Origin of the sequence: Hafnia sp. HMSC23F03, from assembly GCF_001816025.1 — a bacterium.
Lineage (GTDB): Bacteria > Pseudomonadota > Gammaproteobacteria > Enterobacterales > Enterobacteriaceae > Hafnia > Hafnia paralvei.
In genome coordinates this window covers 17,792-34,207 of record NZ_KV824211.1, presented here as the reverse complement: position 1 = coordinate 34,207, position 16,416 = coordinate 17,792, and the positions used below count along the sequence as shown (strand labels likewise).

The following is a 16,416-nucleotide window of genomic DNA, read 5'->3' as shown; positions in this document are numbered from 1 at the left end:
AAGCCCCGCCAATGTGCGGGGCTTTTTTTACCCTGATTATTTGTGTGGTACAGGTTCCACTAACGCTTTCTTGGTTATGCGGCCAATGGCGCCGCTGAAAGGTTTTCCATCTATGGTATCGTGCGTTCTGATCCCTTCTGGTTTCAACCAGCGTTGTACCCTTGATGGCATATCCAAGCCAATCAACAGAATAACAACAAAGGTCAGGCTGAAGGAAAGCGAAGCTAACGCCGTACCAAGATCTAGACGTTGGGCTATGGTCGCGCCAAGGATAGGTGCAAGCGCCCCGCCTAACGCGCCGACGTTATAGGTAAATCCTAACCCTGCCGCTCGCTGCTCAGTGTCAAAATAGCCGCCAATGAGCTTAGGTAAAATACCGGAAATCCCCTGTCCCAGCATTTGCTGAAGAAACAGCAGAATCCCCAGCGTCCATAGGCTTCCACCGCCAATAGCAAACACAGGAATAATCAGCAGTTGAGATAACAGTAGGCTATACACATAAGCTTTACGCGTTCCCAGCCAATCACCTAGGAAGCCACCAACACAGCACCCAACTGCTGCACCAAATCCGCTAAAGAACAGAATATGTGCCACGGTCGATGGATCATAAGCCAACTCAGTCTTTAAATAGGTGGGTAACAGAGCCTGAATCGGCCATGAATAAAGGAAGGCGAACAGCACCACGACCATCAGCATCACGCCCGTAGGCCAGCGATTCCCACTGCTTTGCACCATGAAACTAATGAAAATAGCAGCGCACAAAAGTCCAAGCACCGTGATGGCAAAAGGATTTCCAATATCGCCTGCAAAACATAAATAGAGAGCCAGTGAAGCGACTATCGTCATACCAACGTTCATCACTTTATAGGGCCCACGATATAAAATATCCACCATGGTTTTTACTGGCTGTTTATTACCAAATTTCTTTTCCCAGTCTTCCGCTTCAGGAATATTTTTACGTAGCCATAGCGCAAAAATAATCGGCAGAATGCCAATAAAGAATAATGCACGCCAACCCCATACAGGTACGACTACGCTGTATACCTGCGCGGAAAGAACGGCACCAATCGAAAAACCTGAAATCAAAAAACCACTGGCTTTATTTCGTAAATGTTTTGGCCAGCTCTCAATAACATAGGTCGCGCTAGAACCATATTCTCCCGCCATTCCCATGCCAATCATCAGACGAGCAATAAACATGGTGGTGAAACCGGGAGCAAAGCCACAGGCCAAAGTTCCGACTGAAAATAAGACAATGCTGGTTATCATTGCTAATTTTCGGCCATATCGATCCCCCATTGCACCTAATAATAATCCGCCAAACCATCTGGAGATAAATGCGGCTGAAATAAGGCTGGCAGCTTCTACGGTAGTTAATCCAAATTCACTTTGAATTTCGGTTAATACCAAAGCGATCAAGACAAAATCAAAGCCATCTAACAGATAACCAATCCATGCGGCAGAAAATGCCTTCCATTGCGGTTTACTGATGTGTCGATACCACGGTAGATCTTGGGTAGTGTTATTCATAAAGCACTCCCGGCGCAGGTCTTTTAAATTGCCTGCGCTCTATATCGTAGGGTAAGAGTTGTTAGTAGATAAGAAACGGTGTTGTATTATTTTGCCGTTCTTTCTGCACTCAGTAATTGGGCTAGCTGACGCAGCTCAGGTAAATACTGTTCTTCAACCGGAGCAAACGGCTTGCGACAAATTGGCGTATCAACAACATCCATATAGTGCAGAATGGTTTTCAGTCCACGGAATACGCCGACTTTAATCAGAACATCTATCACTTTATTACATTCCGTTTGCAGCGCTTGGGCTCGTGCAATATTGCCCTCTTTCAATGCCTGTATAATACCTTTATAACGCCATCCCATAACGTTATAGGTACTGCCGATACCGCCATCGGCCCCCGCCAACAAGCCAGAAAGGAAGATTTCATCATAACCGTTATAAATGACCTTATCAGGATGTGCACGTCGCACTTGTTCCATCTGATAGAGATCGCCTGATGTTTGTTTCAGAGCCGCCACACCCGGCAGAGTAATCAGCGTTGATATTTGATCGAGAGAAAGCTTCACTCCGCTCAACGCGGGGATGTTATATACCACCATCGGCAACCCTTCGGCAGAGTCGATAATGGCGCGATAGTGATCGCAGTGCTCGGCAAAACTGAATGGATAATAGAAAGGAGTCACCGCAGATACAGCGTCAAAACCATAGCGCTTGGCAGCCTTCGCCAACACCTGACTTTCATGAGTACTAATCCCACCCACGTGAGCAATCAGCGTCACTTTACCTTTCGCTTCTTCCGCAACGACTTCCAAAACCTGCTCACGCTCCTGAGCGTTTTGGATGAAAGCCTCACCGGTAGAGCCTCCCACGTAAAGACCGTCAACGCCTTGAGCAATATTAAACTGCACTAAACGGCGCAGGCTTGGAATATCGAGCTGTTGCTGTGGGTTAAACGGAGTGAGTAACGCGGGCATAACCCCATGGAGATGTTTTGACATATGACCCTCTGACTTGTTTATTTGATGAGCTTAAAGATATACCTTTATACCTATTACACCAGTTTAAAAAACGAACTTTAGCGATATTCGGCTTAATATGTGATCAATCTCAGATATCAGAGAAGGTAAACGATCTTATTTCAATACAAATGCTGAATAAGATCTCGTTTCACGATCCAAGGATCGTTACTTTTTGCGGGCGTAATAGGCAGCAAATACGCTGTTGAGGTGGGACTTCAAAGCTTTGTCGGCGGCATCAGGCTGCCGAGCACAGATGGCTTTATATATTTCAATATGCTGCTGATAACTCACGTTATTATGAGCATGAAGTTCTGCAAGAGAAACGGTTGGACGCGCAGCGATCAGCCAATCCAACAGTGCCACATGGATAACCATAAAGATTGGGTTTCCGGGGATCTCAGCAAGCTCACGGTGAAACTCAATGTCAGAACGAATAAACAGATCGTTATCGTCGAGAGACTGGCTGTTCATTTCCAGTGCTTTTCCCAAGCGCGCAATCTGTTCGTCAGTAGCGAACTCCGCGGCATAACGCACTAAACTAGATTCAAAGAATAAGCGCAGTTGTTCAAAATGGGCGATACCATCCGGCTTAGTCAAAAAGTCTTTCGCCATTCCCGACAGTTCAGAAATGATAGTATCTGCCGAAGGACGACACACACGGGCGCGTTCTCCGTTATTGATCTGTACCAACCCTTTACGTTTCAGCGCCGCCAATGCTTCACGCACGGATGGCCGACCCACGTTGAAAAAAGCCATCAGCTCACGCTCAGAGGGCAGTTGCTCCCCTTCGGCAAATTCACGCCGACGGATCATCTGCTCGAGTTCTTCCTCCACCATATCAGACAACTTTTTGCGCGACACTGGCCTGCGACGCATCGCATGGCCGATAGCTTCGGGAGTTTCAATTGGACGATCGTCTGATGTGCTCATAGCGTTTACGTTTTGGCTGGTTCCGTCAGTCATATATTTATCACCGAGAGGCGATACTGCTTAATCGCCACGCTGGATGACAGATAAATAGTTAATAGGTATAACCATTTGAATCATAACATAGGAAAAGAGAAGCGGCTAAGCAAGAGAGAAAGTGGAAAGCGTGATATCTAACGTGGCGAAAAACAAACTCCCCGCCTTAAAAGCGGAGAGCTTATCACGCTGTTTTAGCTTTGTTTTTGCTGATTTACCGATACATCCAACATAGGCTCAGCATGCGCTTCGCTATTCAAGTCACGCTGTAAATAGAGTCCCAACAGTAGCCCAACTAAAGACAGAGCCAGCACATAATAAGCCGGTGCCATCGGCGTTAGTTTCATTATCAGCGTAACAAAAATCGGCGTTAATCCCCCAAAAATGGCATAAGCCACATTGTACGAGAATGAAATACCACTGAAACGAACTTCTGCCGGAAACGCGCGTACCATGACATAAGGAACAGCACCCACGATCCCTACGCTAAAACCAGCTAATGCATAGCCCAAAAATAACTGTTCAGCACTCACTCCGGCCGCGACCGAGTGGTAAAACGTCCAGCTACACACGGCCAGAAAAAGGCTACCAACGATAAACGTTTTGCTCGCGCCAAAGCGATCGATCACACGACCGGCGATCACGCACCCCATCGTCAGCGCAATTGTCGCCAAACAGTTCGCCTGTAAAGCCAACGCCGGTGAGATACCAAACTGTTTTTGCAGATAGGTTGGCGTCATGAGAATCACCACCACAATGCCCGCCGAAAGCAACCACGTGAGCAGCATAGAAATGGCGACCTCTTTGCGGTGATTTTTCACCACCGTTTTCAGCGGCATTTCTTCTGCTAATGCTTTTCGTGCCTGCATTTCAACAAAGATTGGCGTTTCTTGTAACCAACGGCGCAAGTACATGGCAAATAGACCAAAAATCCCGCCTAAGAAAAACGGAATACGCCAGCCACCAGCCAAAATAGACTCTTGGCTCATAACGGTATTGAGCAATGTCGCCACCAGCGATCCCAACAGGATCCCTGCCGTTAATCCTGCGGTTAACGTACCGCAGGCAAAACCAACGCGTTTACGCGGTACATGCTCAGCGACAAATACCCATGCCCCCGGTACTTCACCACCGATAGCCGCACCTTGCAGCACACGCATTAACAGTAATAACAACGGGGCCGCAATCCCGATGCTTTGATAGGTCGGTAGCATCCCCATGGCTAACGTAGGCAACGCCATCAGCAATATACTGAGTGAGAACATTTTCTTACGGCCGACTTTGTCGCCAAAGTGCGCCATGATAATCCCGCCAAGCGGGCGAGCAAGATAACCCGCAGCGAAAATACCAAAGGTCTGCACCTGACGTAACCACTCGGGCATATCGACGGGAAAGAAAAGATCGCTGACTACCGCCGCGAAGAATACAAAAATGATGAAGTCATAGAACTCTAAGGCACCGCCCAAGGCGGCCAGCGTCAGAGTTTTGTAGTCCTGCCGATTTAAACGGCGATTATGATGTTGTTCCATAAGATCCAGCCCAGTACGTTATTTTCATATTATTTTGCGATGTTGTGTGTTTTAAACAGATGTCATAAAACAGATGTTAAACATTTGTGATGCAAAATAATTAATATAACGTTACTGGGTGACTGGCTAGTCGTACTGAATCTTATGCCACAATGAGCTCAATTTCAGTTGATTGTTTCGCGTCTTGCGCTCTTCGGGCGAAAAGCTGCTATTACACCCGGGTCAGTTTCAACATAGGGACCGTCGAGTAATTGGATGCAATAAGGCACGCTGGCGAAGATACCGTGTACGATAGATTTACCGTTTTCGTCTTTCACACCTTCCAGCGTTTCTTTGATCGACTTAGGCTGTCCGGGCAAGTTAATGATCAACGCCTGCTTACGAATAACGCCCACCTGACGAGATAAAATCGCCGTTGGTACGTAGTGCAAACTGATCTGACGCATCTGCTCACCGAAACCTGGCATTTCACGATCCGCCACGGCTAATGTCGCATCCGGCGTCACATCACGACGTGCTGGCCCTGTTCCGCCCGTGGTCAACACTAAGTGACAGCCCATCTCATCAACGAGCTCGCACAGAGTCTGTTCGATCATCACCTGCTCATCGGGGATCAGACGCGTTTCCAGCGTAAACTCTGTGGTGAGCGCCTGCTCTAACCACTCTTGTAGTGCTGGAATACCTTTATCTTGATAAACACCGCTGGAAGCACGATCGGAAATCGAGACCAGACCTATACGCAATGCATTCATGCAACTACCTCTATGACTATTCCTTGACGCTGGGGATGCAGAATAATACTACGCCAGCCGCTAATAACCACATCTGCACGCTGTAAATGATGGCGTTGATGGCGATTTGTGATGGCAATAACCGTCATTCCAGCGGCTTGCGCAGCCTTGATCCCAGCCTCGTCGCTTTCAAACACCAAACAATCACGGGGATCCACGCCGTAATAACTGGCCGCCAACAGATAGGGCTCAGGGTCAGGGCGTCCGCTAGTCACTTGCTCTGCGCCAATCATCAACGGCGGCTGCGGCATACCTGCCTGCTTCATTTGCACGGCAGCACGAGACTGGTTTGACTGCGTTACTACGCCCCACGGCGTTTCGCCCAAAGCCTGCAACAGTTCAAAAACTCCCTGCTGTAATTGGCTGTGGTGGCGCTGAGTCATTTCCAACAGCGCCTGCTCTAGCGCCTCTAATTCCTGTTGAGTCTCCAGATGAGGCGCTAAACGACGCACGATTTCCTGTACCCGCTGGCTATGAATCTGCGCCCCCAACAAGGCATCATCGATACCATGCCGCTGTGCCCACTGCATCCACACCTGTTCCGCATGATTACCTGAATCTAACAGAGTGCCATCCATATCTAGAAAAACGGCGGCAAATTGTTTTCTCCACATAACGAATACCTCTTAGATAGGAATTAAGCCAAGTATAAGACTTACGGTAAATCCGTCTGGTTTATGAATCAAAGATTCGGAATAAACTGTAGGAGGATGAGTGGCAAGGAGTGATGACAGGAGTTATCTGGATTACATAAATGTCAGGTTTCGTTCACCAGTATATACGCCGCGGAGTAAAGTTTCGTTCGCCGGTTAGCATCTGCATTTTCATGAAATTACTGACGTAGGCGACCGAGTCGGGTGCGCCAGCGCGCGCACCCGACACCCGCGCGCTTTTATCCGAGACGCCATCTCCGCTCCGGTTTGGTATCGCCCATCCCGGGCGCCCCAAACTCCACCGGTACATCCCTGTACCGGCGGCTCTCTCTACCAAAACTTAACTCAAAAAAGACAAAGTCTTTTAGGCTTATTAGATTTTGATCTTGCCGTTGACCTTTTCCGGCACATTACCGGACAGCCGAGTGAATCATGCAGGTTAGGATTCGCCTACAGGGATGTAGGCGAAAGAACGGAGGAGCCAGGATAGCGATTGCCGTTCGTTCCGTTAAGACCGGAATGATGAAATGAGGGCACCCGCGTAGCGGGCTGGAAGGTGGAGCCAAGCCGGGTTGTTAGGGGGCGACGACTGGCCCCCTAACACGGACGCCCGCGCGGTTTAAATGTGGAGTTCAGTGTTTTAAGCGGACGTAGCTTACTCCATATCTAAAACACTTATGCCTCCTCCCCCCATGGCTTCCATGATAATCGGTATCGGCGTCAACAAGTGTTGTCGCATTAGCTCACCCGCCTGTTTTCCATCACGAGCTAGAATGACGTTCACCAGTTGATCGTGTTCATGGTGTTTATTCTCCAGCATTTCTACGGAAAGTACGGTTTCGCGCAGCCAAATAAATCGATAGCGTGCGGCCAAATCAAACAAACGCGCTCGCATTTGCAGTAAATATTGCGAGCCACAACCAGCCACAATCGCGGTATGAAACGCCTGATGGCGTTGATCCCATTCATCGAGCAGTTCTTCGCTAGCTTCTGTCGCCTCGAGTTTGGCAAGCATATGGGCACGCGCCAAAATGTCCGCTTCCCAATCATCGCCTCCGCGCTCAATCGCCAGTTGTACCAGCATTGATTCCATATTGGCGCGCGCATCAAAAATATCCAGCAACTCAGCCTGCGACATCGGCGCTACGCGATAACCCTTTTGGCTCACCACGGTCACCAGATGTTCAGCTACTAGCTGTGACAATGCCTCTCGCAGCGGGCCAACACCTAAGCCGTAGCGATTCGTCAGCAAACTCATACGCAGTTTTTCTTCCGGCTGATAGACGCCACGAATAATGTCCCGTTTCAGCCATTGATAACCGTCAAAGGTAGGATGGGGTAAAGAGGCGGTCATAGGTATGGCTCCTCACTAGCAACGAAGCAAAAAGAATCACCTGACAAAAGTGCAGGCTTTCTAATACCAATAAACGCCGTCCCAGTTCTCGCTGAGATCGGCGCATCAAGATTATTGCCAAGCTTCTGTATTATCTCAAACTCTGCTGAGGCTGTTTTTGCCACTGAAAGAATGTTTTCCAGCGGGTCATAATAGGCACTGTACAAATAATACCAATGCCCAGCAACACGGTAGAAACCACCTCAACACGTTGCTCTGGCCTGAACATCATGACCACCAGAACAAAAGTGATAAACAGAATTACCGTCCAAGTCAGGTAAGGATAAAGCCACATTTTGAGTTTGATCTCCTGCCCACGCATCAACAGAATTTTACGCATGCGAAGCTGGGATACCGCGATCACTAGATATACCAACAAAGCAATGGCACCAGAGCTCGCGATTAAGAAATTAAACACCTTGGCCGGCGCATAGTAATTCACTACCACGGTAAGAAACGCCGCACCGGTAGAGAGCAATACCGCCACATAAGGCGTTTTACTGCGGTTAGTTTTTCCCATAAATGCAGGTGCATCACCGCGATGGCTAAGTGAGTACAGCATACGTGATGCGGTATAAAGCGCCGAATTCAGACAGCTGGTTACCGACAATAAAATCACGCAGTCCATAATCAACTTGGCATGAGGAATATGCAGCAGCTGTAGCACTGAACTGTATGAGCCTATCGTTTTCAACTCTGGGGCATTCCACGGAACCAGCGCTACAACCACGAAGATCGAGCAGAGATAAAAGATCGCAATACGCCAAATGACGGAGTTGGTTGCGCGCACAATGTGCTTATCCGGCGTATCGGACTCAGCGGCTGCAATCGTGACGATCTCGGCCCCCATAAATGAAAACATGGTGATCAACATCGCGCTAATCACGGCACCAAACCCATTCGGCATAAAACCGCCGTGATCCCACAGACGAGAAATACCGCTCACCTGAACGTGCGGATAGAAACCAGTAATCGCAATGGTTCCTAGAACGATAAAAGCCAGAATCGCAATGACCTTGCACAGCGCTAGCCAGAACTCAAACTCACCGTAATTTTTAACGCTGAGCAGATTACTACCGGTCAAAGCAAGGGTAATTAATAGGGAAAAGAGCCAGATCGGCACCACCGGTAGCCACGAATTAAGAATAATGGCGGCAATATTTGCTTCCAATGGGATCACTAAAACCCAAAACCACCAGTAGAGCCAACCAATGGTATATCCCGCCCATTTGCCGATAGAGCGTTCTGCATAAGTGGAAAAGGAACCGGTATCCGGTGAAGCGACCGCCATTTCGCCCAGCATGCGCATGATCAGCAGCACCAGCAAACCGGCGAATAAATAAGACAGTAATACCGCTGGCCCTGCTTGAGAAATCGCAACGCCAGAGCCCACAAATAGACTTGCGCCGATAACCCCCGCAATGGACAGCATGGTGACATGGCGGGACTTCAGCCCGCCTCCCAGCGAGTTTGTTTCTGCAACCTGACCCATAATTAAACCCTCTCGAAAGTTTTTCACTTAGGGAGAGCGCTCCGGCATTCCCGCGCCGGAGCACGCGCGTTGTTATTATTTATCCATCAGACTTCCTTTATGACGGGTGCTACTCACATACCCTCAAGCACCACGTTGCGCTTAATTCTTCTTAGCCTCAGTAAAACATGCAGCAATAATATCCAGCCCTTGCTTAATCTGTGCGTCGCTTACCGTCAACGGAACCAAAATACGCAGCACGTTGTAATACGGCCCACATGACAACAGGATTAACCCTTTATCACGCGCTCTCGCCACCACGTCAGCCGTCAATTTGGCATTAGGTTTATGGACGTCGCCATCTTCAAACAGCTCGATAGCAATCATGGCACCTAAACCACGTACATCACCAATTTCACGATGCGTTTCCGCGATACTTAATAAGCCTTCTTTCAGCTTTTGCCCGACATCATTGGCACGTTGTAGCAGGTTTTCCTCATCAAAGGTTTCGAGCACGGCAAGAGCAGCAGCACAGGCAATCGGGCTTCCCGCATAAGTTCCGCCTAATCCCCCCGGCGCAATGGCGTCCATGACTTCGGCTTTACCCGTTACGCCCGCGAGAGGGAAACCCCCTGCGATAGATTTAGCGAAAGTCGTGATATCGGCGGCAACGCCCAGCTGTTCCATTGCAAACAGCGTACCGGTACGTCCAGCCCCACTTTGCACTTCATCGGCTATCAGCATAATCCCGTGCTCATCGCACAGAGCCCGTAAGCGCTTCATAAAGTCCGGCGAAGCAGAGTAGAACCCGCCTTCCCCTTGTACTGGTTCAATAACAATCGCCGCAATATCTTCCGGCGCTGCGTCATTTTTAAAGATGCGATGAATACTGGCGATGGCATCATCGTCGCTCACACCGTGTAGCTCACACGGGTACAGCGCGCGATATACATGTCCAGGCATTAATCCCATCCCCGCAGAATACGGGTTCACTTTGCCGGTGAGCGATAAGGTATAGTGGGTACGTCCATGATATGCCCCGCTAAAGGCAATGGTGCCGCTACGTTTTGTCGCGGCGCGAGCGATTTTCACTGCGTTTTCAACCGCCTCTGACCCCGTCGTCACCAGAAGCGTTTTCTTGGCGAAATCTCCGGGCACGCGTTTGTTCATGATCTCGCACAGTTCCAGATAAGGCTCATAGGCGAGAACCTGGAAGCAGGTATGCGACAACTTTTTCAGTTGAGCTTCCACCGCGGCGACGACTTTAGGATGCAAATGGCCAGTGTTCAGCACCGCAATTCCGCCTGCAAAATCGAGATACTCACGCCCTTCAACGTCCCATACGCGGCAATTTTCTGCACGCTCGGCAAAAATGGGATGGATCTGCCCCACTCCGCGTGGAACGGCGTTGCCGCGGCGCTGCATTAACTCTTTATTCGTGCTCATCAGATGTCCTCTCAGTGTTCGGGTAGGCGGCTAATGCCGCTCTATTGGCGTTAATAAATCAGTGTGGGTACCTTTATCCCAATCCCTTGAAAAAGAGATGGGCAGCATTGGGTTGTCTTACAAACCAATGCACATATATTTGATTTCTAAGTAATCCTCGATGCCGTATTTAGAACCTTCTCGGCCAAGGCCTGAGGCTTTAATACCGCCAAAAGGCGCCACTTCGTTGGAGATAATTCCGGTATTAATGCCGACAATGCCGTATTCCAACGCTTCACCCACGCGGAACACACGGCTTAAATCACGAGCATAAAAATAGGCCGCTAAACCAAACTCGGTGTCGTTAGCCTGAGCAATAACATCAGCTTCATCTTTAAATCTGAACAGCGGCGCTAACGGACCGAAAGTCTCTTCCTTTGCCACTTTGGCGCTAGGCGGAACGTTAACGAGAATGGTGGGCTGAAAGAAATTACCGCCTAAATCGTGGGGCTTGCCGCCGGTAATGATGCGAGCACCTTTTGATAGTGCATCCTCGATATGCTCTTTCACTTTCGCCACGGCTTTTTCATCGATCAGCGGGCCCGTCGTCACCCCCTGCGCCAAACCATCGCCCAGTGTGAGTTTTTCGACTGCGGCCTGTAACTTTTCGGCAAAAGCATCATAGACACCATCCTGCACATACAAGCGGTTAGCGCAGACACAGGTTTGTCCCGCATTACGGAATTTAGAGGCTAAAGCCCCTTCCACCGCTTTATCTAAATCAGCATCATCAAACACAATAAACGGCGCATTACCGCCCAGTTCGAGAGAGACTTTTTTGATATCTTTGGCACATTGCTGCATAAGCTGGCGGCCAATCTCTGTCGACCCAGTGAAAGAGAGCTTACGTACCAATGCGTTACCGGTGAGCTCATTACCAACCTCACTGGCAGATCCGGTCACGACGTTAAATACCCCAGCAGGGATACCAGCACGCTGAGCGAGCTCGGCTAACGCTAGAGCAGAAAACGGCGTTTGGCTGGCGGGTTTGAGTACCATTGTGCAACCAGCAGCAAGCGCTGGCCCTGCTTTACGAGTAATCATCGCCGCGGGAAAATTCCACGGTGTAATAGCAGCGGTAACACCAATGGGCTGTTTAATCACGATAAGACGTTTATCCGCCTGATGCCCTGGAATCGTGTCGCCATATATACGTTTGCCCTCTTCGGCAAACCATTCGATAAAAGAAGCCGCGTAGGCAATTTCACCCTTAGCCTCGGCGAGCGGTTTGCCCTGCTCCAGCGTCATTAGCTTGGCAAGATCGTCTTGATTGGCCATCATCAAATCAAACCAGCGACGCAAAATCACCGCACGCTCTTTGGCAGTCAATGCACGCCATGCGGGTAGAGCCTGATTAGCCGCTTCAATGGCGCCGCGAGTTTCACCTGCCCCCATTTTGGGCACCGTGCCCAATAACTGACCATTGGCCGGATTCGTCACATCTATGGTTTGTTGGTTATTGGCATCACGCCATTCCCCTTGAATGAAGGCCTGCTGGCGAAATAGCTTATGGTCGTTAAGTTGCATTTTTATTTCCTTATCCATCATTAATTTAGCTATTTTTATGCGGTGTTTTTACGGCACTGCAAACGCAGTTTTATCTTGAATATTCGCGGTTAATGAACGACCGAGATGAGGTTGCCCAGCCAACAAAGCCTGAACTTTACTTACAATATGCGTGCCAATGGGAATGGCCGAAGTCGCCGCCGGTGAAGGCGCATTGCAGACGTGGATGCTGCGAGCGGTCGTCACGAACAGGAAGTCATCGATAAGTTTGCCGTCGGGAGATACGGCCTGCGCACGGACACCCGCGGGATAAGGCTGCAGATCGTTTTTCGTTAAGCTAGGGCAATACTTTTGTACTCGCTTGAGGTACCCACTCTTACACAGGGAATTCTTCATCTCATCCAAACCTGATTTCAGGTTTTGGCGCATAACGCTGCGGATACCAGAAGAACCCAATATCTCCAGCGTATCGCTCAATGAAATATCGCGCTTACGGTAGCCCTCACGCTTAAATGCCAGCACGGCGTTTGGCCCCACCGTCACGCTACCGTCGATCATGCGGGTTAGATGCACGCCGAGGAATGGCATTGCAGGATCGGGAATAGGGTAAATAAGATGGTTGACGATCTGATTGTGCTGCGGCGCTAAACGGAAATATTCACCACGAAATGGGCAGATAATGAATCCAGGATCGATGCCCAACATTTTCACCAAACGATCCGCCATTAGGCCAGAACAGGTGATCAGGTTAGATCCTTCGTATTCGCCCTGAGTTGTGGAAACAATCACGCCCTGCGCATGTTCCTGAAGGGCGGTGACTTCTGCATTATAAAAAATCTCGCCACCAGCCGCACGAAAGCGCTCGGCCATCGCGGCGGTCACTTCGGTGTAGCTCACAATGCCGCTGGAAGGAACAAGAATACCGCCTAAGCCCACAATATTGGGTTCGCGCTCGTGTAGCTCCTCTGCGCTAAGCCAGTAACGCTCTAAACCGTTAGCTTCGGTGCGATCCCACAGTGCACGCATACGTTCCATTTCCAGCGCTGAAGTTGCCACCAGCATTTTTCCGCAGGTGTCATATCGAATGCCGGTTTCATCACAAAACGCTTTGGTCGCACGATTACCTTCAAGGCAAAACCTGGCCTTTAGACTACCGGGTGTGTAATAAACCCCCGCATGTATTACACCGCTGTTATGCCCAGTTTGATGACGCGCGGGCCCGCTCTCTTTTTCTAGCACTGCAATACGGGCGTCAGGATAAACGCCGATCAACTGCATGGCAGTCGACATTCCAATAATGCCACCGCCAACGATCACAAAGTCATACATCCGGCTAATTCCTTCCTCGAACTCTCTTGCGTGCTCTCGTGCGTAGATACACGAGAGCACGCTTGGTTAATAAAAGGCAGGGAGAGAACTTATTGCCCAGTCTGATAGTACGAAGTGGAATAGCTGATATAACCGCGCTGACGCATCAGCTCTCGGCGAAGTTCTGGATGCGGTGTAAAACGATCGCGACCATGTAGCCAGAACACGTTGTTAATCAGCAACAGCTTTCCAACCGGAACCGGAACCGAAACAATATTGCGGCTACCTTCTAATGCGTCTGATAACTCACTCAGCCAGTTCCCCTCTTCAAAATCTTTTGGTTGGACAAACTGATCGATATACCGCATCACAGGACGGCCTTGACCATCGACATCAAATACGGGATGGAAAACATCTTGCGAGACATTTTTGCTCGGTGGCGCTGTCCAACGCATCGGTCGGCGTGCCAGAGGATGACTGAAATATTTGTCCAGCGATTCCCAATCATCGAGATGCAGCAGAAGGGAGTTTCCCCCTTGCATATTCTGTTCGTCGATTTTCATCATCAAAACATAGTCGGTCACTTCGTCGACAAAAGTGCCGTCGTTATGCAACTCCAGCACACGATGTGGCTGACGCAGATAGCTATCTGAACTATCGACATTTTTCACCACAAAACGCGCATAGAATTGGCCACTCATCGCATCGTAGTTTGAACGACCAATGAGATGAGCTACCGCGGTAGCAATTTTTACCATCTCATCAGCTTGCTCTACGTGATCGATACCGTCTGCGCCAATCAGTAACGCGCCCTGTGAGCGGGAAAGAATGGTATTGAGCAAAAGCGGCTGGAGCTGCTCTGCGCAGAGTTCATTAAGGATCTTTGCCACTCGGAAACGCAGGAAAGATTTGTACTCCAAAGCCTGTACCGGCCATTCAGCAACTAACGCCAAAAAACGTTGGGTCGTGGTTGCATCAAAATTGAGTTCAAGCATGCGCGGCGACTGTGTAGAAGGTCGAACGGTAAAGCCCTGCCCATTGGCTTTAGCTTCAGAGATATCCTGTTTTACGGCGGTTAACGCATTCATCAGAAAGTATCCTCGTTGCAGAAAATTATCTTCGGCAGAGCAATTCTTAGACATGCTCATTTCGTAGCCATAATCTAAAAATATCTACATTTTTGAAAATTGCGTATAAAAAGCACATAAATGTTTATTTTTTGTGATCAAGAATACACATTTTATTTACATTCAGATAATGAGGGATTAGAAGAAAAATAATTAATTTCTTTAAATTCAAATAATTATTTATTGAACACAAGGAAGAGAAGAAAAGTAGATGTTGTTTAGATGTAAAAAAACCAGCCCTAAGGCTGGTTTCATTGGCTGAATAGCGAGATTACAGCAGATCAGCGATCATTTTTTCCAGTTTGCCCTGGTCTACGGCAAACTTACGGATGCCATCAGACAGTTTATCAACGGCCATTGGATCCTGATTGTGCTGCCAGTAGAATTCCGCTTCGGTCAAACGGGCTGGACGCGCTTTGATTTCGCCGGTGTAGCTCAGTTTACGCTCAACATCGCCCTGTGCTTCAGACAGTTCTTTCAGCAATGCAGGTGCGATAGTCAGACGGTCACAACCAGCCAGTTCCAGAATTTCACCCATGTTACGGAAGCTTGCGCCCATAACCACGGTTTCATAGCCGTGCTGTTTGTAGTATTCGTAGATTTCGGTCACAGACACTACGCCTGGATCTTCGTTTGGCGCATATTCTTTCTTATCGGTGTTAGCTTTGTACCAGTCGAGGATACGACCAACAAACGGAGAAATCAGGTATACGCCAGCTTCTGCACAAGCACGAGCCTGCGCGAAGGAGAACAGCAGCGTCAGGTTACAGTTGATACCTTCTTTTTCCAGCTGTTCAGCAGCACGGATACCTTGCCAAGTAGAAGCCAGTTTGATCAGAATGCGATCGTTGCTAATGCCAGCATCGTTATACATTTTGATCAGACGCTTAGCCTTAGCGACGCTTGCTTCGGTGTCATAAGACATGCGGGCGTCAACTTCAGTAGAAATACGGCCCGGAACCAGTTTCAAGATTTCCAAACCGATATTGACGGCCAGCTTATCTGAAGCATCCACAACCTGCTGAGCTTTGTCGTTGCTCTGGCTGCGAGCCCAAGCGATAGCTTCATCGATCAGCTTACGGTATTCAGGAATTTGTGCCGCATTCAGAATCAAAGAAGGGTTGGTCGTTGCATCTTGTGGTTGATACAACTTCATTGCAGCGATATCGCCGGTGTCGGCCACAACGGTGGTCAGCTGGCGTAGGGATGTCAGTTTATCGGTCATTTTTAGCGTTTCCATTATTGGTGCATAAAACCAGAATTAATGCAGCAATGGTTTTGCTTGTCACTTTTGAGCTATAACACTGATAACCCCAAGTGAATAACGCCATTGTGCATGAACTGTTGGCGGTTTATGACGTGCCTATCGCTGATAATAACACGCATCACGTGTTGCGCAATGCACTAAACTCGTCATAAAACCTATCACTTTTATCGGTTCTAACGCAGAAACGGCAAGCAACCGTTTTCGCCCTAAGTAAAAACAGCGCACAGCCGATAACGAGAATAAATCGCCATAGGTTTTCAAACTTATGCTACATTCTTGCCGTTTTTTCAAACCACACTTTTGCGCGAGTTGCGCAACGCCGAAGCCCATTTGTCACAATAAAAATATCCTCGGCTAGGTGAAATTTGCGTAATGCTTGCCGATGT

13 protein-coding genes are annotated in these 16,416 nt (G+C 48.9%); all 13 read right to left on the bottom strand.

Going from position 1 to position 16,416, the window contains the following annotated elements:
• Nucleotides 1–36: 36 nt before the first annotated feature.
• Complete coding sequence (locus HMPREF3091_RS05205) at nt 37–1,530, bottom strand: MFS transporter (protein ID WP_004089160.1); 1,494 nt, start codon at nt 1,528–1,530, stop codon at nt 37–39.
• An 86-nt stretch (nt 1,531–1,616) separates the two neighbouring features.
• Entirely contained in the window at nt 1,617–2,516 is a 900-nt protein-coding gene (gene nanA, locus HMPREF3091_RS05200; RefSeq protein WP_070714605.1) for an N-acetylneuraminate lyase, read from the bottom strand.
• Between the two features lie 186 nt (nt 2,517–2,702).
• Nucleotides 2,703–3,467 (bottom strand): transcriptional regulator NanR, encoded by a 765-nt coding sequence (locus HMPREF3091_RS05195; protein WP_371328677.1) that lies wholly within the window; start codon nt 3,465–3,467, stop codon nt 2,703–2,705.
• Nucleotides 3,468–3,694: 227 nt separating this feature from the next.
• The gene (locus HMPREF3091_RS05190) at nt 3,695–5,029 is read right to left on the bottom strand and encodes an MFS transporter (protein WP_004089169.1); all 1,335 of its coding nucleotides are present in this window, start codon (nt 5,027–5,029) and stop codon (nt 3,695–3,697) included.
• 164 nt (nt 5,030–5,193) lie between these two features.
• Nucleotides 5,194–5,781 carry a molybdopterin adenylyltransferase gene (mog, locus tag HMPREF3091_RS05185; RefSeq protein ID WP_004089172.1) on the bottom strand — a complete coding sequence of 196 codons (588 nt, stop codon included), beginning with the start codon at nt 5,779–5,781 and terminating at the stop codon, nt 5,194–5,196.
• Nucleotides 5,778–6,434 (bottom strand): HAD family hydrolase, encoded by a 657-nt coding sequence (locus tag HMPREF3091_RS05180; RefSeq protein WP_004089175.1) that lies wholly within the window; start codon nt 6,432–6,434, stop codon nt 5,778–5,780. The genes mog and HMPREF3091_RS05180 overlap by 4 nt, the downstream gene beginning before the upstream one ends.
• A 694-nt stretch (nt 6,435–7,128) precedes the next feature.
• Complete coding sequence (gene csiR / locus HMPREF3091_RS05175) at nt 7,129–7,827, bottom strand: DNA-binding transcriptional regulator CsiR (RefSeq protein ID WP_070714602.1); 699 nt, start codon at nt 7,825–7,827, stop codon at nt 7,129–7,131.
• 130 nt (nt 7,828–7,957) lie between these two features.
• Nucleotides 7,958–9,358 carry a GABA permease gene (gene gabP / locus HMPREF3091_RS05170; RefSeq protein ID WP_004089182.1) on the bottom strand — a complete coding sequence of 467 codons (1,401 nt, stop codon included), beginning with the start codon at nt 9,356–9,358 and terminating at the stop codon, nt 7,958–7,960.
• Between the two features lie 141 nt (nt 9,359–9,499).
• Nucleotides 9,500–10,783: a 4-aminobutyrate--2-oxoglutarate transaminase gene (gabT, locus tag HMPREF3091_RS05165; RefSeq protein WP_070714599.1), complete on the bottom strand. Its 1,284-nt coding sequence runs from the start codon at nt 10,781–10,783 to the stop codon at nt 9,500–9,502.
• A gap of 117 nt (nt 10,784–10,900) precedes the next feature.
• On the bottom strand, nt 10,901–12,349 hold the full coding sequence (gene gabD / locus HMPREF3091_RS05160; protein ID WP_070714596.1) for an NADP-dependent succinate-semialdehyde dehydrogenase: 1,449 nt from the start codon (nt 12,347–12,349) through the stop codon (nt 10,901–10,903).
• 48 nt (nt 12,350–12,397) lie between these two features.
• A complete protein-coding gene (lhgO, locus tag HMPREF3091_RS05155; protein WP_070714594.1) occupies nt 12,398–13,657 on the bottom strand; it encodes an L-2-hydroxyglutarate oxidase in 1,260 nt (419 codons plus the stop codon).
• Between the two features lie 89 nt (nt 13,658–13,746).
• A complete protein-coding gene (gene glaH, locus HMPREF3091_RS05150; protein ID WP_070714593.1) occupies nt 13,747–14,724 on the bottom strand; it encodes a glutarate dioxygenase GlaH in 978 nt (325 codons plus the stop codon).
• Between the two features lie 310 nt (nt 14,725–15,034).
• Nucleotides 15,035–15,988 carry a transaldolase gene (tal, locus tag HMPREF3091_RS05145; RefSeq protein ID WP_035502099.1) on the bottom strand — a complete coding sequence of 318 codons (954 nt, stop codon included), beginning with the start codon at nt 15,986–15,988 and terminating at the stop codon, nt 15,035–15,037.
• Nucleotides 15,989–16,416: the final 428 nt, after the last annotated feature.